Raw genomic sequence first — 23,754 nt, forward strand, 5'->3', positions numbered from 1 at the left:
TGCCGCGGACAGCCCTCAGGCCGCCTCCGGGAACGCGGTGGCGCTCGTGCGGCCGGGCCGTACGCCCAGGTCGGTGAGGATCGCGTCGGCCGCGCGGCGGGCCGAGGACAGCGCCCCCTGAACCGTGCTCGTGTCGCGGTGGTCGCCGCACACGTACAGCCCCGCGAGCAGCCGGACCGGGCGTTGGGGATCGTGCGGGGCCGCCATGGCGGGCACCGCCTCCGGATCGTGGTGGACGGCCAGCAGCTCCCAGTCGTCGGTCGGCGTGCCGTGCAGCACGGCGAGATGGGCCAGGACCGCGCGGTCCAGATCGGGCGGCGGGGTGCCGAGCACCGTCGAGCTGACCAGCGTCCGGCCGTGCGGGGCCCGCGCGGGGTCGACCTCGCTCATCACCGCGGTGTGCGCGACCGGGCCCGACCGGTCGGCGTCCAGCACCAGGGACGCACCGGTCCGCGGGGGTACGGGGGCGGTGTGGTGAAGCACCGTCACCGGGTGGAAGGACGGCACCCGCAGACCGGGCAGCAGTTCGGCGGCGGCGCCCGCGCCGGTGGCCAGCAGCAGGGAGCGGCAGCCCAGTTCGCCGTGCTCCTTGGTGCGCACCGAGGTGATGTCGGCGGCCGTGACATGGACCCCGGTCCGTACCGTGCCGGGCGGCAGCGCCGCGGCCAGCAGCTCGGGCAGCGTGCCGGAGCCCCCCGACGGCACGCAGAGCCTGCCGCTCGCATAGCTGCGCAGGGCCAGATCGGCGCACCGGCTGGACGTGCTGAGTCCGGGGTCGCTGAGCAGCGCGGTGAGCAGCGGCCGCACGAAGCCGTTGAGCGTACGGGGGGACAGGCCGCGGCCGTACAGGGCTTCCAGCGCGGTCCGTTCGGGCCGGGCCAGCACCCGGGCCCGGGGGGTGGTGGCCAGCCGGGACAGCGCCGCGCCGAGCCTGGCCTGCTCGATCGCGCCGCCCATGGCCCCGGTGATGGCCCCGCCGAGCGGCGCCCTGGGAGCGCTCGCGAGGGCGCGCGCCGCCCTGAGCGCGCCGCGGGCGTTGCGCGCGCCCCGGGTGCTCCGTATCTCACCGGCGCGGTGGCGGCGGCCCTCGCTGTGGACGAGCACGCCGGGGGCGAAGTTCCGCAGGACGAGTTCGCCGAGACCCGGTGCCGTGTACAGCTCCGGATAGGAGGTGTTGAGGAGCGGGCCGATGAGATCGAGCCGGAACCCGTCCACCTCCTCCGTCATCATCCGGCCGCCGACCCGGGGGCCGGCTTCCAGGACGCTGACGCTCACTCCCGCGCTGGTGAGCTGGTGAGCCGCTGCCAGGCCGGCGATCCCGGCCCCGATGATGACGACGTCCGCGTGGTGTGCCGTGCTGAGCACGTGCCCTCCCCGAGTCGGCGCGATTGGTGGGAGGGTTGTGCCCTCAACAGGCCACCGAAATGCGCGAGTTCGCCATGAGGCTAGGAGCGCGGCCGGATATCGGCGCAGTCGCGCGTACCGGGGCACCGGTGCACGGGGTCGCACGTCCGTCTGGATTCGCCCACGGGCGGGGTTTCCGGCGTCGCTGGGGGCGCGCGGGACCCGGATCGGCCGCAGCCGGGGGTGGCGCTGAGCGCGCAGCCGGGGGTGGCGCCGAGCCCGCCGCCGTGGTCGGCGGAGGGCCGGATCAGCGCAGTGCCGCGCGGATGGCGCCGTCGATCCCGGGGAAGGCGAACGAGAACCCCGTGTCCAGCAGCCTTCCCGGCAGCACCCGCTGACTGCCCAGCACATCCCCGGCGAATTCGCCCAGGGCGATCCGCAGCGCGGGCGCGGGCGCGGTGAAGAGGGTCGGCCGGCGCAGCACCCGGCCCATCGCCGCCGTCACCTCGCTGTTGGTGACGGGGTCGGGGCCGGTCAGGTTCACCGGCCCGGACAGCCCGGGGGTGTCGAGGATGTGCCGCAGGGCGGCGATGTGGTCGTGCAGCGCGATGAAGCTCCAGTACTGCCGCCCGTCGCCCAGCCGCCCGCCGAGACCCGCGCGGAAGAGCGGGAAGAGCCGGCCCCAGGCCCCGCCCTCCCGGGCGACGACCAGTCCGGTACGGGCGTGCGCGGTCCGCACCCCCGCCTCCTGCGCGGCGGCCGTGGCCTCCTCCCACTCCACGCACACCGACGGCAGGAACCCGTCGCCGGGCGGCGCGCTCTCGTCGACCGCCCGGTCACCGGTGTCGCCGTAGAAGCCGATCGCGGAACCGGCCAGGAGCACCTTCGGCGGGGTGTCGAGCGAGGCGACGGCCTCCGCGATCGCGGCGGTGCCCAGCACCCGGCTGTCCCGGATCTCACGCTTGTACGCCTCGGTCCAGCGGTGGTCGCCCACCCCGGCCCCGGCGAGGTGGACGACGGCGTCGCAGCCCACCAGTCCGGCCACGTCGACGTAGCTCCGTTTCGGGTCCCACTCCACCTCGTCGCCCGACCGGGCCGGGTGCCGGACCAGCCGGACCACCTCGTGCCCGTCGGTGCGCAGGGAGCGGACCAGGGCCGCTCCGATGAGTCCGGTCGATCCGGTGACAGCGATACGGGAGTGCGGCATGGGGCCATCCTGCCGTACCGGACGGGCCGGAGGCGCGTGGCACAGTTGCCCGCATGTCCGAGATACATACGCACCCGGCCCATTCCGTCCGCCTCTCGGTCCTCTCCGACGAAGCCGCGCTCGGCGAACTGGACCGCGCCACCTGGTCGACGCTGCACGCCGTGTCGCCCCGGCCGCAGCCCCCGTACGCCCCGTTCTTCGACGACGGCCACCGGCCGCCGGACTTCCTGGTGGCGGAGGTGCGGGACGAGACGGGCGGGACGCGGCTGGCCGGGTACACCAGGCTGGTGCCGCCGACCCCGCTGGCCTGCAACACGCACGTACGCCAGATACAGGGCCTGGCCGTGGCCGACTGGGCGCGCGGCCGGGGGATCGCCAGGGCGCTGCTGCGGGCGGCGATGGCGGCGGCGCGCGAGCAGGGCGCCAACCGGATGACCCTGCGGGTGCTGGGACACAACGCACCCGCGCGGGCGCTGTACGCGTCGGAGGGGTTCGCCGTCGAGGGGGTGCTGCCCGGTGAGTTCTTCCTGGCCGGACGCTATGTCGACGACGTACTGATGGGGCGCTCGCTCGCGCCCTGAGCGGTTTTGCGCCCGGTCAGTCCTTGAACAGCCGCATTCCGCCGGTGAGTTCGTGCAGACAGCGCACCGCGAGATCGGCGGGGGAGCCGGCCCCGGCCGCCGGGGCGTCGGTGCCCGCCCAGGTCTCCAGGGCGACCCGTACCGCGTCCGTGGCGGCGGCCGCGGCGAGCCGGACCTCCAGGGGGTCCGCCGCGTCGCCCGCCAGCCGGGTCAGCACCGGCAGCAGCCGTTCCTCCGAGTCCTGGTTGACCCGGTACCAGACGGCTCGCAGCGCCGGATCGCCCTGCGCCGCCCGCAGCAGCCCGCGCGTCTGGCCGAGCTGCTCCGCGGCGTGCTCGTCCCCGGGGCTGAGCGCCTCCGTCACCGCCCGCTCCAGAACCCCGGCGAACGGGGAGCCCGGCTCCGCCGCTTCGAGCAGCGCCTGCCAGCGCTCGGCGCCCCCGGTGAGCAGTGGCCCCACCGCGTCCTGCTTCGAGCGGAAGTAGCGGTAGAAGGTGCGCAGCGCGACGCCCGCCCGGTGGGCGATGTCCTCCGCGGTGGTGCCGTCGGGGCCGCGTTCGGCGAAGAGCGCTGCGGCCGCGCGCGCGATGTCCAGCTGGGTCGCGGCCTTGCGGCGTTCGGTGAGTGACGGCTGCGGCGGGTTCATTCCCCGCAGATTACCCCGGCCAGGCCGGGATCGCATCGAACGAGTGCACTGAATGCCGTCATGGCAAAACGTGCCACCGAGACGTACGGTGGACAGCGAAAGGGATCGTCATCGGGGGATTCGAGATCGGGAGACCTCATATGAACCGCTACGAAGGCCGACGCGTACTCATCACCGGCGCGGGCTCCGGTATCGGACAGGCCACCGTCCACCGCGTCCTCGCGGAGGGCGGCCTCGTGGTCGCCGCCGATGTCAGCGAGGCGGGGCTGAAGGCCACCTACGCGAAGGCCGTGGCGGACGGCACCGCGGAGCGCCTCACCACCACCGTCCTGGACATCTCGGACGAGACCGCCGTGCGGACCGGAGTCGCCGCCGCCGTGGCCACCCTCGGCGGGCTGGACGTGCTGGTCAACGCCGCGGGCATCCTGCGCTCCGAGCACACGCACAAGACCTCGCTGGAGTTCTTCAACAAGGTCATCGCGGTCAACCTCACCGGAACCTTCCTGATGATCCGCGAGGCGATACCGGCGCTGCTCGCGGGCGACAGTCCGGCCGTAGTGAACTTCTCCTCTACGTCCGCGAGCTTCGCGCACCCCTACATGTCCGCCTACGCGGCCAGCAAGGGCGGCATCCAGTCGATGACCCACGCGCTGGCCGCCGAGTACAGCAAGCAGGGGCTGCGGTTCGCCGCCGTCGCGCCCGGCTCGATCTCGTCCGACATGACCAGCGGCAACGGCCCGGGGCTCCCGGCCGACGCCGACATGTCCCTCTTCGCGAAGCTGGCCCCCGCCCTGGGCGAGGGCTTCGCCAGCCCGGACACGGTGGCGGGCGTCGTCGCGATGCTCGGCTCGCAGGACGGCGCGTTCATCACCGGCACGGAGATCCGCATCGACGGCGGCACCCACTACTGACCCGAACCGGAGGGCGGGACCCCGTGGCGGCCGGGCTCAGACGCCGCCGAACCGTTCGTGGAGCATCGGGAAGCGCTCGGCCAGGGCCGCGTCGTCCTCAAGGCTGAACGGGGTGCCCTCCGGCTCGACGGGCTGGGGCGGCAGCCCGAGGTCCGGCGCGACCACCCCGGTGAGCTGCTCGTACGCCTCGTCGGCGGCGTAGCCCAGCTCCTCCGCGTCCCCGTCCAGCTCCTCGTCGAAGTCGTCGAGGAGCTCGGCGAGGCTGTCCGGATCGTGTACGGCGCCCTCGAAGACCTCCCGGCCCTGACCGATCAGCCAGCAGCGGAAGTAGTCGAAGGCGTCGTCGCTCGCCCCGCCGAGCAGCACGGCGGCGGCGCCCCACAGCTCCCAGCGGTAGGCGCGGTTGTAGCGGGCCTCGAAGTGCCGGGCGAAGTCCAGCACGGAATCGGGATCGAGCCGCACCAGCCGTTCGACCAGCAGATCGGCGTGGTCCTCGGGGTCGCCGTCGGCGGCCTCGCGGGTGCTGTCGACGATCTCCCAGAATTCCGTCTCGTCCATCACGGGTCCAGCATCTGCCCTGGCGGCGGGCGATGCACGCGGAGACACCGAAATGAAGCCTTACGGTCTCCGCCGCGGGGGTGACCGTTCACCGGGGCCGCCGGTAGAGCGAGTGCAGCCGCTCGGCGGCCTCGGAGAACCGGGTCCGCAGTTCGGCCGGTTCCAGTACCTCCAACTCCGGTCCCAGGGAGAGCAGCTGGCCGTACGCGACATCCAGGGACTCGACCGGCAGAGTGACCGTGACCCAGCCGTCGGGCCCCGGCGGCCCGGCCGCGTCCAGGGCGTCGAGGGCGGCGGCCCGGTCCACGGTGTGCGGCAGCCGGGCGGCCGCTGCCTCCGAGAGACGCAGCGTCACCTCGGCACGCAGGATCGACCGGGCGAACTGCGCCGCGCGCTCGTCCCAGAACCCCGGCAGGTCGAAGGCCTCGTCCCGGACGAACCGGGTGTCCGAGACGGTGACGGCCGTGAACCGGTCGATCCGGTAGACCCGGAAGTCGTCCGCCGCGCGGGCGCAGAGGTACCAGACCCCGGCCTTGAGCACGAGTCCGTACGGCGACAGCTCCCGCTCCACCTCGGTGTCCGGGCCGGGCCGCCGGTAGCGCGCCAGCACCGTCCGGTCGTCCCGGACCGCCTCGGCGACGGCGGGCAGCAGCTCGGGGGTGACCGTCTCCCGGTACCAGCCGGGTGCGTCCAGGTGGAAGCGGCGGCTGACCCCTGCGGAGGCGTCCCGCAGGGAGGGCAGCAGGGCCGCGGACACCTTCAGCCGGGCGGCGTCCCCGGCGTCCGCCAGGCCCATCTCGCGCAGCGCGGAGGGCAGCCCGGAGAGGAAGAGCGCCTCGGCCTCGTCACGGGCGAGCCCGGTGAGCCCGGTGCGGTAACCGCCGACGAGCCGGTAGCCGCCCGCCCGCCCACGCTCCGCGTAGACCGGGATGCCCGCCTCGGAGAGCGCCTGGGCGTCCCGGGTGACGGTCCGCTCCGACACCTCCAGCTCCTGGGCCAGCTCGGCGGCGGTCATGGCGGGGCGGTTCTGCAGAAGCAGCACCATTCTGATGAGCCGGGCAGCACGCATGCGGCCATTGTGGCCGCGGTGAGGGGGAGGGCGCCTGCGTCCCGGCCCAGCCCTGGCCTCAAGCGCCGGCCGGGCTCGAAGGATGGCCTCAATCGCCGGCCGGGCTGGGTGTGGCCTCAAGCGCCGGCCGGGCTTGGTGTGGCCTCAAGCGCCGGCCCGGCTCGAAGGATGTCCTCAATCGCCGGACGGGCTTGGGGGTGCCCTTGCCGCGCAGGGAATCGTGCGGCAGGCACATCAAGCCCGTCCGGCGATTGAGGACAAGGCCTCAGGCCGGAGACCCCGCAGACACCGAGCCCGTCCGGCGATTGAGGACGAAGCCTCGGCCGGACGGGCTGGAGGAAACGGAGGACGGGGAACGGGACGAGCCCGCGCCCCGTCCTCCGGGCCGTCAGAGCCCGTACCGCTCGCGGGCGTCCTTGACCGCGGACGCCGGCACCTCGCCGCGCCGGGCCAGCTGGGCCAGTGCCGCGACGGTGACCGACTGCGCGTCCACGCCGAAGTGGCGGCGGGCCGCCTCGCGGGTGTCGGAGAGGCCGAAGCCGTCCGTACCGAGCGAGGACCAGTCCTGCTCCACCCACTGGCTGATCTGGTCCGGCACCGCGCGCATCCAGTCGCTGACCGCGAGGACCGGGCCCGGGGCGCCCTCCAGCGCCTGGGTCACGTACGGCGTCCGCTGCTCACCGCGGAGCAGCGCCTCGTCGCACTCCAGCGCGTCGCGGCGCAGCTCGCCCCACGAGGTGGCGGACCAGACGTCGGCCGTGACACCCCAGTCCGCGGCCAGCAGCTCCTGGGCCTCCAGGGCCCAGTGGATCGCCGTACCGGAGGCCATCAGCTGGAGGCGCGGCGCGTCCGCCTTCGCGGGCGTGCCCTCCTTGAACCGGTAGAGGCCCTTGACGATGCCCTCCTCGACGCCTTCCGGCATCGCGGGCTGCGGCTTCGGCTCGTTGTAGACCGTCAGGTAGTAGAAGACGTTCTCGGCCTCGGGGCCGTACATCCGGCGCAGACCGTCCTGGACGATCACCGCGATCTCGTACGCGAACGCCGGGTCGTAGTTGAGCGACGCCGGGTTCGTGGACGCGATCAGGTGCGAGTGGCCGTCCGCGTGCTGGAGGCCCTCACCCGTCAGGGTCGTACGGCCCGCCGTGGCACCGACCACGAAACCGCGGCCGAGCTGGTCGCCCAGCTGCCAGAACTGGTCGCCCGTACGCTGCCAGCCGAACATCGAGTAGAAGATGTAGAACGGGATCATCGGCTCGCCGTGCGTCGCGTACGACGTGGACGCGGCGATGAAGTCGGCCATCGCGCCGGCCTCGGTGATGCCCTCGTTGAGGACCTGGCCGTCCTTGGCTTCCTTGTAGTACATCAGCTGGTCGCGGTCGACCGGGTCGTACGTCTGGCCCAGCGGCGAGTAGATGCCGGCCGACGGGAACAGCGCCTCCATACCGAAGGTGCGGGCCTCGTCGGGGACGATCGGAACCCAGCGCTTGCCGGTCTCCTTGTCCCGCATCAGGTCCTTGGCGAGGCGGACGAAGGCCATCGTGGTGGCCAGCTCCTGCTTGCCGGAGCCCTTCTTCAGCGCGGCGAACGCGCGCTCCTCGGGCGCGGGCAGCGGCACCGCGTGCACCCGGCGGGCCGGGGCGGGACCGCCGAGGGCGGCACGGCGCTCCTGGAGGTAGCGGACCTCGGGGGAGTCGGCGCCCGGGTGGCCGTACGGCACCAGGCCCTCGTCCAGTTTCGCGTCCGGGATCGGCAGCTCCAGCAGATCGCGCATGGCGCGGAACTGCTTGCCGTCGAGCTTCTTCATCTGGTGGTTGGCGTTGCGCGACTCGAAGCCGGGGCCGAGCGTGTAGCCCTTCACCGTCTGCGCCAGGATCACCGTCGGAGCACCCTTGTGCTCCAGCGCCGCCCGGTACGCCGCGTACACCTTGCGGGCCTCGTGGCCGCCGCGCGAGGTGTGGAAACACTCCGCGATCTTCGCGTCCGAGAGCAGCTTCGCCAGCTCGGCGAGCGCGGGCTCGGTGCCGAAGAAGTGCTCGCGGATGTAGGCCACGTCACGGGTGGCGTACGTCTGGAACTGCGCGTCCGGGACCTCCCGGAGCCGGCGCACCAGCGCACCCGTGGTGTCGAGCTGGAACAGCTCGTCCCAGGCGTTGCCCCAGAGCGTCTTGACGACGTTCCAGCCGGCACCGCGGAACGCGCCCTCCAGCTCCTGGACCACGCGGAAGTTGGCGCGGACCGGACCGTCGAGGCGCTGCAGGTTGCAGTTGATGACGAAAGTCAGGTTGTCGAGCTGCTCACGGGCCGCGAGGGCGAGGGCGGCGGTCGACTCGGGCTCGTCCATCTCGCCGTCGCCCAGGAAGGCCCAGACGTGCGAGTTCGACGTGTCCTTGATGCTGCGGTTGGTCAGGTAGCGGTTGAAGCGCGCCTGGTAGATCGCCGAGAGCGGGCCGAGGCCCATCGAGACGGTGGGGAACTCCCACAGCCAGGGCAGCCGCCGCGGGTGCGGGTAGGACGGCAGGCCGTCGCCGCCCGCCTCCTGGCGGAAGTTGTCGAGCTGCTGCTCGCTGAGCCGGCCGTCCAGGAAGGCGCGGGCGTATATGCCGGGGGAGGCGTGGCCCTGGATGTAGAGCTGGTCGCCGGAGCCGTCCCCCTCCTTGCCGCGGAAGAAGTGGTTGAAGCCGGTCTCGTACAGCCAGGCCGCGGAGGCGAAGGTGGCGATGTGGCCGCCGACGCCGAACCGGGAGCCGCGGGTGACCATCGCGGCCGCGTTCCAGCGGTTCCACGCGGTGATCCTGGACTCCATCTCCAGGTCGCCGTCGAACGCGGGCTCGGCGGCGGTCGGGATGGAGTTGACGTAATCGGTCTCCAGCAGTTTGGGCAGCGCGAGACCGGCGCCCTCGGCATGCTGGAGCGAGCGGCGCATCAGGTATGCGGCGCGGTGCGGGCCTGCGGCCTTGGTGACGGCATCCAGGGAGGCCGCCCATTCGGCGGTCTCCTCGGGGTCGCGGTCCGGGAGCTGGTCGAGCTCGCTCGGAAGCTTTCCTACGGGGTCGGTCATGATCGCCGCCTTCCGGTGAGGAGGGGGGTGGAGAAAGGTCCCTGACTGGCAGGACAGGGCGATGGGGCCGGTGGGCCCGCGGATGAACTGTAAGTCTCCGATCGATGATCGATCAAAGGATGAAAGGCAAAACTTCTCGATATGGAGAAAGTGGCATGGCGTGCCGCAGAACGGGGCACGCAGTGACGGGATATAGCGGGCAAAAGGGGCGCTCATCTGCACGGCTGAGCATCACTCGCGTCACATGCGCACCATGGTCGGCCCCTGTCGGGCTCGGCGCGCATCCCGCTCAGGCGCCCGTCAGGCTCGGCGCCCGTCCCGCTCAGGCGCGCGGGGCGCAGCCGAGCACGTGTGCCTTGACCAGCACGCCGATGTCCGGGTCCTTGCGCAGGAACGCCTCGATGAGCGCCTCGTGCTCCTCGGCGTACGACTTCTGCACCGTGCCGAGCCAGCGGATCGAGAGGGCGGTGAACACCTCGATGCCCAGCCCTTCCCAGGTGTGCAGCAACACGGCGTTGCCGGCCGCCCGGACGAGCTCGCGGTGGAAGCCGACCGTGTGGCGCACCTGGGCCTCGCCGTCGGCCAGCCGGTCGGCCTCGTACAGAGCCGTGACGTGCGGGGCGAGCCGTGAGCAGTTCTCGCCCAGGCCCGGGGCGGCCAGCTCCGCCGCGATCTGCTCCAGGCCGGCCCGGACCGGGTAGCTCTCCTCCAGATCGGCCGCGGTGAGGTTGCGGACCCGGACGCCCTTGTTGGGGGCCGACTCGATCAGCCGGAGCGTCTCCAGCTCCCGCAGCGCCTCGCGCACCGGCGTCTGGCTGACCTCCAGCTCGGTGGCGATGCGGCGCTCCACGATCCGCTCGCCCGGCTTCCAGCGCCCGCTGACGATCCCGTCCACGATGTGCTCGCGGATCTGTTCGCGCAGCGAGTGGACGACGGGCGGGGTCATGTGGGGCTCCTTCGGGCAAACCGGTGCTGCCTGCACCCAACTCGGCTGCCGGAGCGGCCGGTGGTGTCTAGACAATACGGCGGCGCCCCCGCCCGGGAGTGTTCCGGACGGGGGCGCCGCTGGTGAGGCTGGTTACAGCCGCGGTGCTCAGAGGCCGAGCTCGACCTCGAACTCACCGGCCTCCAGGATCGCCTTGACCGAGGTCAGGTAGCGGGCGGCGTCGGCGCCGTCCACCAGACGGTGGTCGTAGGAGAGCGCGAGGTACGTCATGTCCCGGACACCGATGACGGTGCCCTCCTCGGTCTCGATGACGGCCGGGCGCTTGACGGTGGCGCCGATGCCCAGGATGGCTGCCTGGTTCGGCGGCACGATGACGGTGTCGAACAGCGCACCGCGCGAACCGGTGTTGCTGATGGTGAAGGTGGCACCGGACATGTCGTCCGGCGTCAGGCCGCCACCGCGTGCCTTGCCGGCCAGCTCGGCGGTCTTCTTCGAGATACCGGCGATGTTGAGGTCGCCCGCACCCTTGATGACCGGGGTCATCAGACCCTTCTCGGCGTCCACGGCGATGCCGATGTTCTCCGAGTCGAAGTACGTGATCGTGCCTTCGTCCTCGTTGATCCGGGCGTTGACGACCGGGTGGGCCTTCAGCGCCTGGGCGGCGGCCTTGACGTAGAACGGCATCGGGGAGAGCTTGACGCCCTCACGGGCCGCGAAGGCGTCCTTCGCCTTGTTGCGCAGCTTCATCAGCTTGGTGACGTCGACCTCGACGACCGTCGTCAGCTGAGCCTGCGAGTGCAGCGCCTTCATCATGTTCTCGCCGATGACCTTGCGCATGCGGGTCATCTTGACCGTCTGACCGCGCAGCGGGGAGGCCTCCAGCTTCGGCGCCTTGGAGGCGGCCGGAGCAGCGGCGGCGGGGGCCGGGGCAGCGGCGGCGGCCTTGGCGGCCTCCGCTGCGGCCACGACGTCCTGCTTGCGGATACGGCCACCGACGCCGGTGCCCTTGACCGAACCCAGGTCGACGCCGTTCTCGGCGGCGAGCTTGCGGACCAGCGGCGTGACGTACGCGCCGTCGTCACCGGAGGTCGCGGCCGGAGCGGCCGGAGCGGCCGGAGCCGCCGGGGTGACCGGAGCCGGGGCAGCGGCGGCGGGCGCCGGGGCGGCCGGAGCCGGAGCGGCGGCCGGTGCCTCGGGAGCGGCCGGAGCCGGAGCCGGGGCGGCGGGCGCCGGAGCGGCAGGTGCCGGGGCGGCGGGAGCTGCCGGGGCGGCAGGTGCCGGGGCGGCAGCGGCCGGAGCCGGAGCCGGAGCGGCGGCGGCCGGAGCTTCGGCCGGGGCGGCGCCGGGGGCACCGATGACGGCGAGCTTGGCGCCGACCTCCGCGGTCTCGTCCTCGGCGACGACGATCTCCAGCAGCACACCGGAAACCGGGGCCGGGATCTCGGTGTCGACCTTGTCCGTGGAGACCTCGAGGAGGGGCTCGTCCTCCGTGACCTCCTCGCCGACCTCCTTCAGCCAGCGGGTGACGGTGCCCTCGGTGACGCTCTCGCCGAGCGCCGGAAGGGTGACGTCGGTGCCGGAGGCACCACCGGCGGGGGCGGCGGCCGGAGCTTCGGCCGGGGCCTCGGCGGCGGGGGCCGGAGCCTCGGCGGGGGCTTCGGCGGCCGGAGCCGGGGCCGGTGCGGCCTCGGGCTCGGCCGCGGGGGCCTCGGCGGCAGCGGGCGCGCCCGTGCCGTCGTCGATGATGGCCAGCTCTGCGCCGACCTCGACGGTCTCGTCCTCGGCGACCTTGATGGAGGCCAGGATGCCGGAGGCGGGGGCCGGGATCTCGGTGTCGACCTTGTCGGTCGATACCTCCAGCAGCGGCTCGTCGGCCTCGACGCGCTCGCCCTCGGCCTTCAGCCAGCGGGTGACAGTGCCCTCGGTGACGCTCTCGCCGAGCGCCGGAAGGGTTACGGAAACCGACATGGTTTCAGTTGCTCCTTACGAATGTGCGGAAGTAGGTCGGTCGTCGCGCCCGTCGACTGATCAGTCGTGGGAGTGCAGAGGCTTGCCGGCCAGGGCCAGGTGGGCTTCGCCCATCGCCTCGTTCTGCGTGGGGTGGGCGTGGATGAGCTGCGCGACCTCGGCCGGCAGCGCCTCCCAGTTGTAGATCAGCTGGGCTTCGCCGACCTGCTCGCCCATACGGTCACCGACCATGTGGACGCCGACCACGGCACCGTCCTTGACCTGGACGAGCTTGATCTCGCCCGCGGTCTTGAGGATCTTGCTCTTGCCGTTGCCCGCGAGGCTGTACTTGAGGGCGACGACCTTGTCCGCTCCGTAGAGCTCCTTGGCCTTGGCCTCGGTGATACCGACGGAGGCGACCTCGGGGTGGCAGTACGTCACCTTCGGCACACCGTCGTAGTCGATCGGAACGGTCTTCAGACCGGCCAGCCGCTCCGCGACGAGGATGCCCTCGGCGAAGCCGACGTGCGCGAGCTGAAGGGTCGGGGCCAGGTCGCCCACGGCCGAGATGGTCTCGACGTTCGTCCGCATGTACTCGTCGACGAGGACGTAGCCGCGGTCCATCGCGACACCGGCCTCCTCGTAACCGAGGCCCTGCGAGACGGGGCCGCGGCCGATGGCGACCAGCAGCAGCTCGGCGTCGAAGGTCTTTCCGTCGGCGAGGGTCACCCGGACGCCGTCCTGGGTGTACTCGACACCCTGGAAGAACGTACCGAGGTTGAACTTGATGCCGCGCTTGCGGAACGCGCGCTCAAGAAGCTTCGAGCTGTTCTCGTCCTCGACCGGGACCAGGTGCTTCAGGCCCTCGACGATGGTGACGTCGGTGCCGAAGGACTTCCACGCCGAGGCGAACTCGACGCCGATGACGCCGCCGCCCAGCACGATCGCGGACTTCGGGACCCGGTCCAGCTTCAGCGCGTGGTCCGAGGAGATGACGCGGTTGCCGTCGATCTCCAGGCCCGGCAGCGACTTCGGCACGGAGCCGGTCGCCAGGAGCACGTGGCGGCCCTGGATGCGCTGGCCGTTCACGTCCACCGAGGTGGGGGAGGAGAGCCGTCCCTCACCCTCGATGTAGTGCACCTTGCGGGAGGCGATGAGACCCTGCAGACCCTTGTACAGGCCCGAGATCACGTCGTCCTTGTACTTGTGGACGGCCTCCATGTCGATGCCCTCGAAGGTGGCCTTGACACCGAACTGGTCGGCCTCGCGCGCCTGGTCCGCGATCTCACCGGCGTGCAGCAGGGCCTTCGTGGGGATACAGCCGTTGTGCAGGCAGGTGCCGCCGACCTTGCCCTTCTCGATCAGAGCGACGTCCAGGCCCAGCTGCGCTCCGCGCAGGGCCGCGGCGTAACCGCCACTGCCACCGCCGAGGATCACTAGGTCGAAAACGGTGCTGGCGTCGTTCGCCACGTCACGTCCTCCATGCATGTGCGCCGTACGCCGGGCCCCCGTCATCGGGGTGTGACCGGCCGGTCGGCTGGTGTGCGGCCGCTTTTGTCATTCGGCCCTGTGGTGGGGGCCCTGTCCTGCCGAGAACCCATCTTCGCACTTGTTGACGGTGGGCGGGACGCGGGGCCCTGCTCTGGGACGGACGATCGTCCGTCCCAGCGGGTTACCGCCGCGTAGGGAGGGCTGATTTCGTCGAGAGCGAAACCCGCCCGGACCCGGCAGCGGTGCCGTGGGTGCAACACGGACGGCCCCGGACGTATGCCCGGGGCCGTCCCACACTACGAACTCAGCCGAGGTCTCCGGCCGCCGTGCGCTCCGCCAGCTTCACCAGGGTGCGGACCGCGGACCCGGTGCCGCCCTTCGGCGTGTAGCCGTACGGGGCGCCCTCGTGGAAGGCGGGACCCGCGATGTCCAGGTGCGCCCAGGCGATGCCCTCGCCCACGAACTCCTTCAGGAACAGTCCGGCCACCAGGCCGCCGCCCATCCGCTCGCCCATGTTGGCGATGTCGGCGGTCGGGGAGTCCATGCCCTTGCGCAGGTCGGCGGGGAGCGGCATCGGCCAGGAGGCCTCACCGACCTCCTCGGCGATCTCGTGGATCGAGGTGCGGAAGGCGTCGTCGTTCGCCATGATGCCGAACGTGCGGTTGCCCAGGGCCAGCACCATCGCGCCGGTCAGGGTCGCCACGTCGACGATCGCGTCCGGCTTCTCCTCGGAGGCGCGGGTCAGCGCGTCGGCCAGGACCAGGCGGCCCTCGGCATCCGTGTTGAGCACCTCGACGGTCTTGCCGCTGTACATGTTGAGCACGTCACCGGGGCGGGTGGCGTTGCCCGACGGCATGTTCTCGGCCAGCGCCAGCCAGCCGGTGACGTTGACGCGCAGGCCCAGGCGGGCGGCCGCGACGACGGAGGCGAACACGGCGGCCGCGCCGGCCATGTCGCACTTCATCGTCTCGTTGTGGCCGGCCGGCTTCAGCGAGATGCCGCCCGAGTCGTAGGTGATGCCCTTGCCCACCAGGGCCAGGGTCTTCTCCGCCTTCGGGTGCGTGTAGGCGAGCTTCACCAGGCGCGGGCCGCGGGACGCGCCCTGGCCGACACCGAGGATGCCGCCGTAGCCGCCCTTGACGAGCGCCTTCTCGTCGAGCACCTGCACCTTGACGCCGTGCTCCTTGCCGGCGGCGGTGGCCACGGCGGCGAAGGACTCGGGGTACAGGTCGTTCGGCGGGGTGTTGATCAGGTCGCGGGCGCGGTTGATCTCCTCGGCCAGCGCGACGGCACGCTCCGCGGCGGCCTTGAACGCCTTGTCGCGGGGCTTGGCGCCGAGCAGGGCCACCTCGGCGAGCGGCGGCTTGGCGCCACTGGAGGCCTTGGGGGCGAGCTTGTTCTCGCCGCGCTGGTAGGCGGTGAAGGCGTACGCGCCCAGCAGGGCGCCCTCCGCGATGGCCTCGGCGTCCTCGACGGTGCCGATGGGCAGCGCGAAGCCGGCCTTCTTCGAGCCGGTGAGCGAGCGGGCGGCGGAGCCCGCGGCCCGGCGCAGCGCCTCGGCGTCGTAGGCGCCGTCCTTGTCCGGGACCGGGCCGAGGCCGGCCGCGATGACGACCGGGGTCTTCAGGCCGTCGGGCGCGGGGAGCTTGGTCAGTTCGCCCTCGGCACCACTGGCGCCCAGGGTCTCCAGGACGGCGGCGAGCTTTCCGCCGAACGCCTTGTCGACGGCCTCGGCGCCCGGTGCGAGGACCAGGCCCTTGTCGCCCTTGGCGACACCGACGACGAGTGCGTCGGCGCGCAGTGTCGCCGCACCGGAGGTGCTGAGAGTGAGAGCAGTCACGGTGGTGAAATCTCGCTTCCGTAGAGTTCTGGGCCGGTCTGTGTTGGCCAGTGTTGGCTGAGAGGGCGGGCCGACCGCGCCCGGCGCATCGTAGGCGCCGCCGCAATGTGCCGGGAATGAGCCTACGCGCGCCCTTGGTGCCGGATCACGGCGGCGGGCCGAGTACGTGTGCGGGCCGTCGTACGGTTGTCCTGCCGGGATGATCTTCCCGGGGGAACGGGGCACGGCCGCGACCATGTTCGCGGTACGCCGGTGAGCTGGGAGAACGATGCGCGAGCGGCCGACCGCGAGGGTGACCGGAGGGCCGGCTGTGCTGCCCGTCGCCGTACTGATTCTGCTGGCCGTGCTGGCGGGCTGCACCTCGGCGCCGGAATCCGCCGGGGCCGGAAAGTCCGCCGGGGCCCGCTGGCAGCCCGAGCCCGGCACCGACTGGCAGTGGCAGCTCTCCGGCCGGCTGGACACCACGGTGGACGCCCCGGTGTACGACATCGACGGCTTCGATCACGACGCGTCCCAGGTGGCCGGGCTGCACCGCAAGGGGCGCAAGGTCATCTGCTACCTCTCCACCGGCGCCTGGGAGGAGTTCCGCCCGGACGCCGGCGACTTCCCGGCGGCGGTCCTCGGCAAGAGCAACGGCTGGGCGGGGGAGCGGTGGCTCGACATCCGCCGCACCGACGTGCTGGAGCCGCTGATGGAGGCCCGGATCGCGATGTGCGCGAAGAAGGGCTTCGACGCGGTGGAACCCGACAACATGGACGGCTACCGCAACCGCTCCGGCTTCCCGCTGACCGCCGCCCACCAGCTGCGCTACAACCGGCTCGTCGCCCGCGCCGCCCACCGCCACGGCATGGCCGTCGGCCTGAAGAACGACCTCCCGCAGATCCCGGAGCTGGTGGGGGACTTCGACTTCGCGGTGAACGAGCAGTGCGCCCAGTACCGGGAGTGCGAGGAGCTGAGCCCGTTCGTGAAGGCGGGCAAGGCGGTCTTCCACGTGGAGTACGAGCTGCCCGTGACCCGGTTCTGCGCGGACTCCCGGCGGCTGGGGCTGAGCTCGCTGCTCAAGAAGTACGAGCTCGGCGTCTGGCGCGAGCGGTGTCCGGCGGCCGGGGCCTGACCGGGCCTCTCAGCCCAGGGTCAGCCCCACCAGCGTCACGGTCGCCGCCGTCTCCGCCAGCGCCCCGAACACATCGCCGGTCACCCCGCCGAACCGTCGCACGCAGTGCCGCAGGAGCAGCTGGGCGACCGCGAGAGCGGCCGGCGCGGCGAGCCCGTACCTCAGGGCCCCGTACCCGCCGAGCAGCGCTCCCGCGCCCGCGCAGGCCGCCACCGTCACGAGCGCGACCGCCACCGCGCCCCGGACCGGCACCGTGCCCGCCACCGCGGCGCCCAGTCCCTCGGGGCGGGCCGCCGGGACCCCGTCGCGGGAGGCGAGGGTGAGGGCGAGCCGGGCGACGACACCCGCCACGACGGCCGCCGCCGCGCCCCGCGTCCAGCTCTGCGCGTACAGCTGCTCAAGGGCCGCCACCTGTGCGAGCAGCGTGAACAGCAGGGTGATCACACCGAACGGCCCAATGTCGGACTGCTTCATGATCCGCAGCGCGTCCTCGGCCGGCTTCCCGCTGCCGAGGCCGTCGGCGGTGTCCGCGAGACCGTCGAGGTGCAGCCCCCTGGTGAGGGCGGCCGGCACCGCGGCGCAGACGACGGCGGCGAGCAGCGGCCCGGAGCCGGACAGCAGCAGCAGGCTGCCGGGCACCGCCGCGAGGACCCCCACGACCAGACCGGCCAGCGGGGCGCACAGCATTCCGGACCGCGCCGCCGCACGGTCCCAGCGGGTGACGCGGACGGGGATCACGGTGAGGGTGCCGAAGGCGAAACGTATGCCGTGGCTGTTCAGGGAGGTCACGGCGCGCAGGCTAATCGGTGGGCGCGGCCGATAGATTGTCCGAAACGCCATGGAGCGGGGCGAAAGCGGCTTATCAGGAGTGGGTGGCATGGGTCACTGGTTCGATCAGAACATCGTCGAGCCGGGGAAGCTGCCCCTGCTCCTGGCGCTGGCCGCCTTCGTGCTGACCTTCGCGATCACCAGGGTCATCACCCGGATGATCCGGGCCGGCAAGGGCCCGTTCCGCAACTTCACCCCCGGCGGGGTCCACGTCCACCACGTGGTGCCCGGGGTGGTGCTGAGCGTGGTCGGCGGCTTCGGCGCGGTCGCCAGCGGGCGGCACGGTTTCACGGCCGGGGCCTGCGCGGTGGTCTTCGGCATGGGTGCGGGCCTGGTGCTGGACGAGTTCGCGCTGATCCTGCACCTGGACGACGTGTACTGGACGGAGCAGGGCCGCCAGAGCGTGGAGGTCGTGGTCCTCACCGCCGCGCTGGTGCTGCTCGTGCTCGGCGGGTTCTCGCCGCTCGGCGTGAACGACCTGAGCGACGATGAGCAGCAGGGCCGGCTGAGCGCCGTGCTCACCGTCGTCATCAACTTCTGCTTCGTGCTGGTCTCGCTGTTCAAGGGCAAGGCGCGGATGGCGGTGGTGGGCACCCTGGTCCCGTTCGTCGCCCTGATCGGCGCGGTCCGCCTCGCCCGGCCGGCCTCGACGTGGGCGAAGCGGTTCTACCGCAACCGGCACCGGGCCCGCTCCCGCTCGGTGCTGCGCGCCTACCACCACGACGTCCGCTGGGCCGGTCCCCGCCGCAGGTTTCAGGACCTGATCGGCGGCGCGCCCGACCGGGTGCCGGCGCCCACGTCCAAGTCCTGACGGCGGCGCAGCAGCCTGCGCCGGTCGTGGCGGGCCGAGACCGCGCACAGCACGAGGGCCGTCGCGATGGCCGCCAGGTGCTCCTTGCCCGCCAGGTTGTCCTTGACAGCGATCTCGGCCGCCATCGCCCCGATCACCAGCGCCCCGGTGAACCAGGCCCGGTAGACGTAGGCGAGGTAGACCGCCAGGGCGACCACGGCGGCCGAGGGGCCGGTGTCGACCTCAAGCGCGTCGGAGGCGGGCAGACCGAAGAGCCCGTCGGGGCCGGCCGCGACGCCGATCCGCGCGTACAGCGTCCCGGCCAGCGTCGCCACGTACGCGATCAGCAGCGTCCGCCACCGGCCCAGGCTGATCTCGGCGACCCCGAACACCAGCAGCAACTGCGCCAGCGCACCCCAGACGGGCAGGTCCGGCGCGGGCACGAACAGCGACAGCGGGGTACGCAGCAGAGCCGCCCAGAGCGGGTCCTCGGCCCGCACCGCACCGAGCGTCTGTACCGGGCCGAACCCCCAGGACCGGTTCTGCACCACCTGGAGCAGCGCGGTGAGACCGACCGCCGCCAGCGTCATCGGGACGGCCCGCAGCCGCTCCGGGGTTCGCCCCGTCGCGGCCCCCGGCACGCACTCTCGCCGCGCCGGCCGAAGGCCCGAGTACGTCCAGTACGAGGGCTTCCGGCCGGCCCGCCGAGAGCACGCACCTGACGCCGCTCCTTCACGGGCAGACCTCGGCTGACGCGGCACCGGCGCCGCCCGTACGGTCGCCCACAGCGGGCCCCACTCCCGGCGGGCCGCCCGGCCGAGCGCGCGCACCGGTCTCATCCACGCGGTCCGAGGTGCGTGCGGTGCAGCCACTTGGGCAGTCCGGGAGCCTCCAGGAACCCTTCGGCGCGCCCGGCCGCGACGCCGATGCGCAGCAGGTCGGAACTCTTCTCGAAGAGCAGGAAGCGCGGTTCCCAGATCGGCCGGTACTTGGCGTTGGCGCGGTACAGCGATTCGATCTGCCACCAGCGCGAGAAGAAGCTGAGCAGCGACCGCCACAGCCTGAGCACCGGCCCGGCACCGAGCCGCGAGCCCCGCTCGAAGACCGACCGGAACATCGCGAAGTTCAGCGAGACCTGGGTGATGCCGATCTCCGGCGCCCGTTGCAGGAGTTCGATGACCATGAACTCCATCAGGCCGTTCTCCGCGTCCCGGTCACGGCGCATCAGGTCGAGCGAGAGGCCGTTCGGGCCCCAGGGGACGAAGCTCAGCACGGCCCGCAGCTCGCCCTGTTCGCCCGGTTCGGGGGACGTGCCGGTGTACCGGCATTCGAGCATCACGCACTGTCCGTCGGCCGGGTCGCCGAGCCGGCCCAGCGCCATCGAGAAGCCGCGCTCGGTCGCCCCGTCGCGCCAGTCGTCGGCCCGGCGCACCAGTTCGGCCATCTCGGCCTCCGGGATCTCCTCGTGCCGCCGCACCGTGACCTCGTAACCGGCCCGCTTGACCCGGTTGTAGGCCTGGCGGACGGTGCGCATCGCCCGGCCCTCCAGGGTGAATTCGGCGGTCTCCACGATCGCTTCGTCCCCGAGCTCCAGGGCGTCGAGCCCGTGCCGGGCGTAGACGGTGCCGCCCTCCTCGCTCACCCCCATCGCCGCCGGGGTCCAGCCGTGCTCGCGCGCCTCGGCCAGCCAGGGGCCGATCGCGCCGGGCCAGGCCTCCGGGTCGCCGATCGGATCACCGGAGGCCAGCGAGACCCCGCCGACCACCCGGTAGGCGACGGCCGCCTTTCCGGTCGGGGACCAGATGACGCTCTTCTCGCGGCGCAGCGCGAAGTAGCCGAGCGAGTCCCGGTCGCCGTGCTTGTCGAGCAGGACGCGCAGCGCCTCCTCGTCCTGCGGGCTGATCGGGTCGACCGCCCGGCGGGAGCGGAAGGCCGCGTAGACGACGGCGATCAGCAGCAGCGTGGACATGATGTTGATCACGACGTTGACCCAGCCGGGCGTGGTGATGCCGGGGAACCGGGAGTCGTTGTCCGCGACGGACACCAGCCGCAGCGCCCCGTAGCGCCAGCGGTCCAGGAACGTCGAACGGGACTCGTCGTGCGCGGTGTTGGTGGCGGCGACCAGGGCCGCCGCGATCAGTGAGGTGACCAGCAGCCCGACCACCGCCACCAGCGCGGCCAGCTTCGGATTGGACCGGTCGCCCTTCGCGTAGAACTCGCGCCGGCCGAGGGCCAGCGCCAGGACGAAGGAGGCGGTCAGCGCCAGCGAGATCCAGTTCTGCGGGTACCGGCGGATCTCCGGGAAGCCGATCACCGCGGCGAAGAGCAGCAGTGTGAGCCCGCTCAGGACCATGTTGACGATCCACGCGGCGCGTTTGCGCCGCCGCATGGTGACCGCGAGGAAGAGCGCCACCACCCCGGACGAGAAACCCGCGGTGAGCAGATAGGGCGTGAAGTAGTTCTCGGTGTTGTGCCGCCGGAGATCCTGTCCGAAGGTGACCCAGGCGGCGCTCAGGAAGTTGATGAACGACACGACGCGCAGGTACCAGATGGCGAAGGCCGCGCTGCGTTGTGACCGGACGGTGCTCTGTGCCGGGACGGCGCCATGCCCGGATTCCTCGCTGGCCAATCTGACCTCTCCCATGAAAAGCGATCATATGGGGCATCGCACTTCATGAAGAGCCACTCGGCGGCCGGTGTCCGGGGACCGCAGCCTGATCGGTCAGCTGCTTCGCGTCAGTTCCCGGCCGGTTCGCTCTCGTTGGCCCCTTCGCCGGCCGCCGCTTCCCCGCCGTCGTTCCCGTCCTCCCGCTCTTCCTTCTCTTCCTCTTCGTCCTCTTCGGCGGCCGGCGCGCGCTCGGGCAGCTCCGCCGCCAGCGCGGCGGCGGCCTGCACGAACGGAAGTGCGAGCAATGCCCCGCTTCCTTCCCCGACCATGACGCCGTGGTCGAGCAGCGGGTTGAGTGCCATCCGGTCCAGCGCCTTCGCCTGTGCCGGCTCCCCGCTCACGTGCCCCGCCAGCCACCAGTCCGGCGCCCGGAACGCCGCTCGCTGACCGACCAGCGCGCAGGCCGCGGAGACCACCCCGTCCAGCACCACCGGCAGCCGGCGCACCGCGCACTGGAGCAGGAAGCCGGTCATCGCCGCCAGATCCGCACCGCCCACCGTGGCCAGCAGCTCCAGCTGGTCGCCCAGGACCGGCCGGGCCCGGCGCAGCGCGTCCCGGACCGCCGCGCACTTGCGCATCCAGGCCAGGTCGTCGATGCCCGCTCCGCCGCGCCCGGTGACGACCGAGGCATCGGTCCCGCACAGCGCCGCGATCAGGGTGGCCGCGGCCGTCGTGCCGCCGACGCTCAGATCACCGAGCACCACCAGGTCGGTGCCGGAGTCGGCCTCCTCGTCGGCGATCGCCATGCCGAGGCGTACCGCCTGCTCGGCCTCCTCGGCCGTCAGCGCGTCCTCGATGTCGATCCGGCCGCTGCCGCGCCGCACCCGGGTCCGCACCACCTGCTCCGGCAGCAGCTCCGGGTCGCAGTCCAGGCCCGCGTCGACGATCCGCACCGGTACACCGAACCGGCGGGCCAGCACGGCGGCCGGTGTCGCACCCTCCAGCGTGGCCCGCACCAGCTCGTACGCGGTGCCGGCCGCCCGCCCCGAGACATCCAGCGCCGCCACCCCGTGGTCACCGGCGAACAGCACCACCCTCGGCTGCCCGATCGGCCTGACCGGTACGGCCTGCTGGGCGGCCGAAAGCCACTCACCCAGCTCGTCCAGGCGGCCCAGGCCGCCCGGGGGCACGGCGAAGCGCTCCCGGCGCTCCTCGGCGTCTCGTCGTACGCCCCCGTCGGGGCGTTCGATCAGGTCGGAGAAGTCGTCCAGATTCACGGGGGTCTGCCTCGCGGGTCGATACGTCGTGTGGGCCGGGGGAGCCCGGCGGCAGCCTCTCAGAGGCTGCCGGGTGACCTCCCCTGCGGAACAGTACCTGCCGCGATTTCCGGACCCCTCCGGTGTGCTGCCCCATCGGTGCCGGGCGCTCAGCCGCGCAGGGGCAGCGACTGCCCGGCCACCACCAGCAGCACCTGTTCGCACTCGGCGGCCACCGAGGCGTTCAGCCGGCCCAGCTCGTCCCTGAACCGCCGCCCCGCCGCAGAGGCGGGCACCACCCCGGAGCCGGTCTCATTGGTCACCAGGACGACGGTGCGCCGCGTCCCGCGCACCGAGGCCACCAGCTCCGCCGTCCGCTCGCGCAGCGCGCTCCGCCCGCCACCGGCCCACGAAGCGTCGTCCCAGGCGTCCACCCGGTCCATCGCGTCCGTCAGCCAGAGCGAGAGGCAGTCGATCAGCAGCGGCGGCCCGTCCGAGGCCAGCAGCTCCGCCAGCTCGCAGGTCTCCTCTGTGCGCCAGGCAGCGGGTCTGCGCTCCCGGTGCAGCCCGATCCTGGCCGCCCAGTCCGCGTCCCCGTCGCGGGTGCCGCCGGTCGCCACGTACACGACCTCCGGATACGTCTCCAGGCGCCGTTCGGCCTCGACCGACTTCCCGGACCGCGCGCCGCCGGTGATCAGGGTGCGCCGGGGGACGTCCGGTGCGGCGTGGAACCCGCCGACCGGCAGCGTCGTCCCGTCCGGCACGGCCCGCGCCCCGGCGGCCGTGAGCAGGCGGTCGAGCGCGGGCCCGTACGGCGCGTCGTGGTCCAGATGGACGGCGACCACCTCGGTGGCCCGGCCGACCGCCTCGACGGCCCGCAGCCGGGCCACCGCGTCGGGCCTGCCCACGACGTCGCAGAGCACCATGTCGTACGGCTCCGCCATCCGGTCGGCGAGACCGGCGGGCGCGGCGCCCGGCGGCAGGTACAGCAGCCGCTCGCCCTCCGGCGCGGTCACCTCGTAACCGGTCCCCGGCGCGTCCATCGGCACGGCCCGCACCCGGTGTCCGCTGATCAGCGTCAGCTCCCGCCCGTCCGGCACCCGGCCCGCCGGAGGCAGCCCGGGGGGCAGCTCGACAGCGGGGCCGTCGTGCGGATGGGTGAGCAGCACCTGGCGCACGCCGGTGAGCGAATGCCCCGCACGGGCGGCGGCGAACACCGCCCCGGGGGTGAGGTCGAGCAGCAGCGCGTCGTCGACCAGCAGAGCGGTCGCGGCCCGGCTGCGCGCCCCGTGGGCGGTGGCGCAGGCGGCGCAGGGACATTCCGGCCGAGGGAGCCCGTCAGGGGCTCCGGTGCCGAGCAGGGTCAGTTCCACGGTCCGATCCTCCCGCGTACCCGCACCGGGTGCGCGACGTGGGGTGCACCGGCGTGCCCCGACCCCTCCCGCGCAGGTCCGCGGCGACTGGCGTCCGTCCGGCGGATCAGGGCCCGGGGCACGGCGTCCGGCACGGCAGCGCGCCCTTTCCGGCCCTGATCCGCCGGACAGGCCCTAGGCTGCGGAG

The 23,754-nt window shown here is 72.8% G+C and carries 19 protein-coding genes; 4 read left to right on the top strand and 15 right to left on the bottom strand.

Annotation, left to right across the window (positions count from 1 at the left end):
- Positions 1 to 15 precede the first annotated feature (15 nt).
- Complete coding sequence (locus ACIP89_RS04580) at positions 16 to 1,365, bottom strand: NAD(P)/FAD-dependent oxidoreductase (RefSeq protein WP_401925353.1); 1,350 nt, start codon at positions 1,363 to 1,365, stop codon at positions 16 to 18.
- Positions 1,366 to 1,651: 286 nt separating this feature from the next.
- Positions 1,652 to 2,551, bottom strand: a complete 900-nt coding sequence (locus ACIP89_RS04585; RefSeq protein ID WP_401922691.1) for a TIGR01777 family oxidoreductase — start codon at positions 2,549 to 2,551, stop codon at positions 1,652 to 1,654.
- Between the two features lie 53 nt (positions 2,552 to 2,604).
- Between ACIP89_RS04585 and ACIP89_RS04590 the strand changes: the two genes are divergently transcribed.
- Positions 2,605 to 3,132, top strand: a complete 528-nt coding sequence (locus tag ACIP89_RS04590; RefSeq protein ID WP_402112973.1) for a GNAT family N-acetyltransferase — start codon at positions 2,605 to 2,607, stop codon at positions 3,130 to 3,132.
- Between the two features lie 16 nt (positions 3,133 to 3,148).
- On the opposite strand, the gene ACIP89_RS04595 is transcribed toward ACIP89_RS04590, so the two are convergent.
- Positions 3,149 to 3,778, bottom strand: coding sequence for a TetR/AcrR family transcriptional regulator (locus tag ACIP89_RS04595; RefSeq protein WP_401922696.1), 630 nt, complete (start codon positions 3,776 to 3,778; stop codon positions 3,149 to 3,151).
- 140 nt (positions 3,779 to 3,918) lie between these two features.
- On the opposite strand from ACIP89_RS04595, the gene ACIP89_RS04600 reads away from it, so the two are divergent.
- Positions 3,919 to 4,689, top strand: a complete 771-nt coding sequence (locus tag ACIP89_RS04600; protein WP_401922698.1) for an SDR family NAD(P)-dependent oxidoreductase — start codon at positions 3,919 to 3,921, stop codon at positions 4,687 to 4,689.
- Positions 4,690 to 4,725: 36 nt separating this feature from the next.
- On the opposite strand, the gene ACIP89_RS04605 is transcribed toward ACIP89_RS04600, so the two are convergent.
- From ACIP89_RS04605 to ACIP89_RS04635, 7 genes are all read right to left on the bottom strand, one after another.
- Entirely contained in the window at positions 4,726 to 5,247 is a 522-nt protein-coding gene (locus ACIP89_RS04605) for a DUF4240 domain-containing protein (protein WP_401922701.1), read from the bottom strand.
- An 88-nt stretch (positions 5,248 to 5,335) separates the two neighbouring features.
- Positions 5,336 to 6,316, bottom strand: a complete 981-nt coding sequence (locus ACIP89_RS04610) for a helix-turn-helix transcriptional regulator (protein ID WP_402112976.1) — start codon at positions 6,314 to 6,316, stop codon at positions 5,336 to 5,338.
- A 388-nt stretch (positions 6,317 to 6,704) separates the two neighbouring features.
- Positions 6,705 to 9,374, bottom strand: a complete 2,670-nt coding sequence (gene aceE / locus ACIP89_RS04615; RefSeq protein WP_402112977.1) for a pyruvate dehydrogenase (acetyl-transferring), homodimeric type — start codon at positions 9,372 to 9,374, stop codon at positions 6,705 to 6,707.
- Between the two features lie 322 nt (positions 9,375 to 9,696).
- A complete protein-coding gene (locus ACIP89_RS04620; protein ID WP_073735619.1) occupies positions 9,697 to 10,320 on the bottom strand; it encodes a GntR family transcriptional regulator in 624 nt (207 codons plus the stop codon).
- Between the two features lie 147 nt (positions 10,321 to 10,467).
- On the bottom strand, positions 10,468 to 12,288 hold the full coding sequence (gene sucB, locus ACIP89_RS04625; RefSeq protein ID WP_402112980.1) for a 2-oxoglutarate dehydrogenase, E2 component, dihydrolipoamide succinyltransferase: 1,821 nt from the start codon (positions 12,286 to 12,288) through the stop codon (positions 10,468 to 10,470).
- 60 nt (positions 12,289 to 12,348) lie between these two features.
- Positions 12,349 to 13,737, bottom strand: a complete 1,389-nt coding sequence (gene lpdA, locus ACIP89_RS04630) for a dihydrolipoyl dehydrogenase (RefSeq protein ID WP_401922712.1) — start codon at positions 13,735 to 13,737, stop codon at positions 12,349 to 12,351.
- Between the two features lie 325 nt (positions 13,738 to 14,062).
- Positions 14,063 to 15,598, bottom strand: coding sequence for a leucyl aminopeptidase (locus ACIP89_RS04635; protein ID WP_402112982.1), 1,536 nt, complete (start codon positions 15,596 to 15,598; stop codon positions 14,063 to 14,065).
- A 268-nt stretch (positions 15,599 to 15,866) separates the two neighbouring features.
- On the opposite strand from ACIP89_RS04635, the gene ACIP89_RS04640 reads away from it, so the two are divergent.
- Positions 15,867 to 16,712 (top strand): endo alpha-1,4 polygalactosaminidase, encoded by an 846-nt coding sequence (locus ACIP89_RS04640; RefSeq protein ID WP_402112985.1) that lies wholly within the window; start codon positions 15,867 to 15,869, stop codon positions 16,710 to 16,712.
- Between the two features lie 9 nt (positions 16,713 to 16,721).
- Here the strand turns inward: ACIP89_RS04640 and ACIP89_RS04645 are convergent, their stop codons facing one another.
- The gene (locus ACIP89_RS04645) at positions 16,722 to 17,501 is read right to left on the bottom strand and encodes an adenosylcobinamide-GDP ribazoletransferase (protein WP_402112987.1); all 780 of its coding nucleotides are present in this window, start codon (positions 17,499 to 17,501) and stop codon (positions 16,722 to 16,724) included.
- Positions 17,502 to 17,589: 88 nt separating this feature from the next.
- Here ACIP89_RS04645 and ACIP89_RS04650 point away from each other — a divergent pair, with 88 nt between their 5' ends.
- Positions 17,590 to 18,351, top strand: a complete 762-nt coding sequence (locus tag ACIP89_RS04650; RefSeq protein WP_401925375.1) for a hypothetical protein — start codon at positions 17,590 to 17,592, stop codon at positions 18,349 to 18,351.
- Here the strand turns inward: ACIP89_RS04650 and ACIP89_RS04655 are convergent.
- The 4 genes from ACIP89_RS04655 to ACIP89_RS04670 all read right to left on the bottom strand — a co-directional run bounded on the left by ACIP89_RS04655 (position 18,294) and on the right by ACIP89_RS04670 (position 23,567).
- On the bottom strand, positions 18,294 to 19,169 hold the full coding sequence (locus tag ACIP89_RS04655; RefSeq protein ID WP_402112989.1) for a hypothetical protein: 876 nt from the start codon (positions 19,167 to 19,169) through the stop codon (positions 18,294 to 18,296). The genes ACIP89_RS04650 and ACIP89_RS04655 overlap by 58 nt on opposite strands.
- Complete coding sequence (locus ACIP89_RS04660; protein WP_401925379.1) at positions 19,166 to 20,974, bottom strand: phosphatidylglycerol lysyltransferase domain-containing protein; 1,809 nt, start codon at positions 20,972 to 20,974, stop codon at positions 19,166 to 19,168. Before ACIP89_RS04660 ends, ACIP89_RS04655 begins: the two co-directional genes overlap by 4 nt.
- A gap of 92 nt (positions 20,975 to 21,066) precedes the next feature.
- Positions 21,067 to 22,215, bottom strand: a complete 1,149-nt coding sequence (gene cobT, locus ACIP89_RS04665) for a nicotinate-nucleotide--dimethylbenzimidazole phosphoribosyltransferase (protein ID WP_401922730.1) — start codon at positions 22,213 to 22,215, stop codon at positions 21,067 to 21,069.
- 149 nt (positions 22,216 to 22,364) lie between these two features.
- On the bottom strand, positions 22,365 to 23,567 hold the full coding sequence (locus ACIP89_RS04670; protein WP_402112991.1) for a bifunctional adenosylcobinamide kinase/adenosylcobinamide-phosphate guanylyltransferase: 1,203 nt from the start codon (positions 23,565 to 23,567) through the stop codon (positions 22,365 to 22,367).
- Positions 23,568 to 23,754 lie beyond the last annotated feature (187 nt).

The organism is Streptomyces sp. NPDC088730 (assembly GCF_044751215.1).
Lineage (GTDB): Bacteria > Actinomycetota > Actinomycetes > Streptomycetales > Streptomycetaceae > Streptomyces.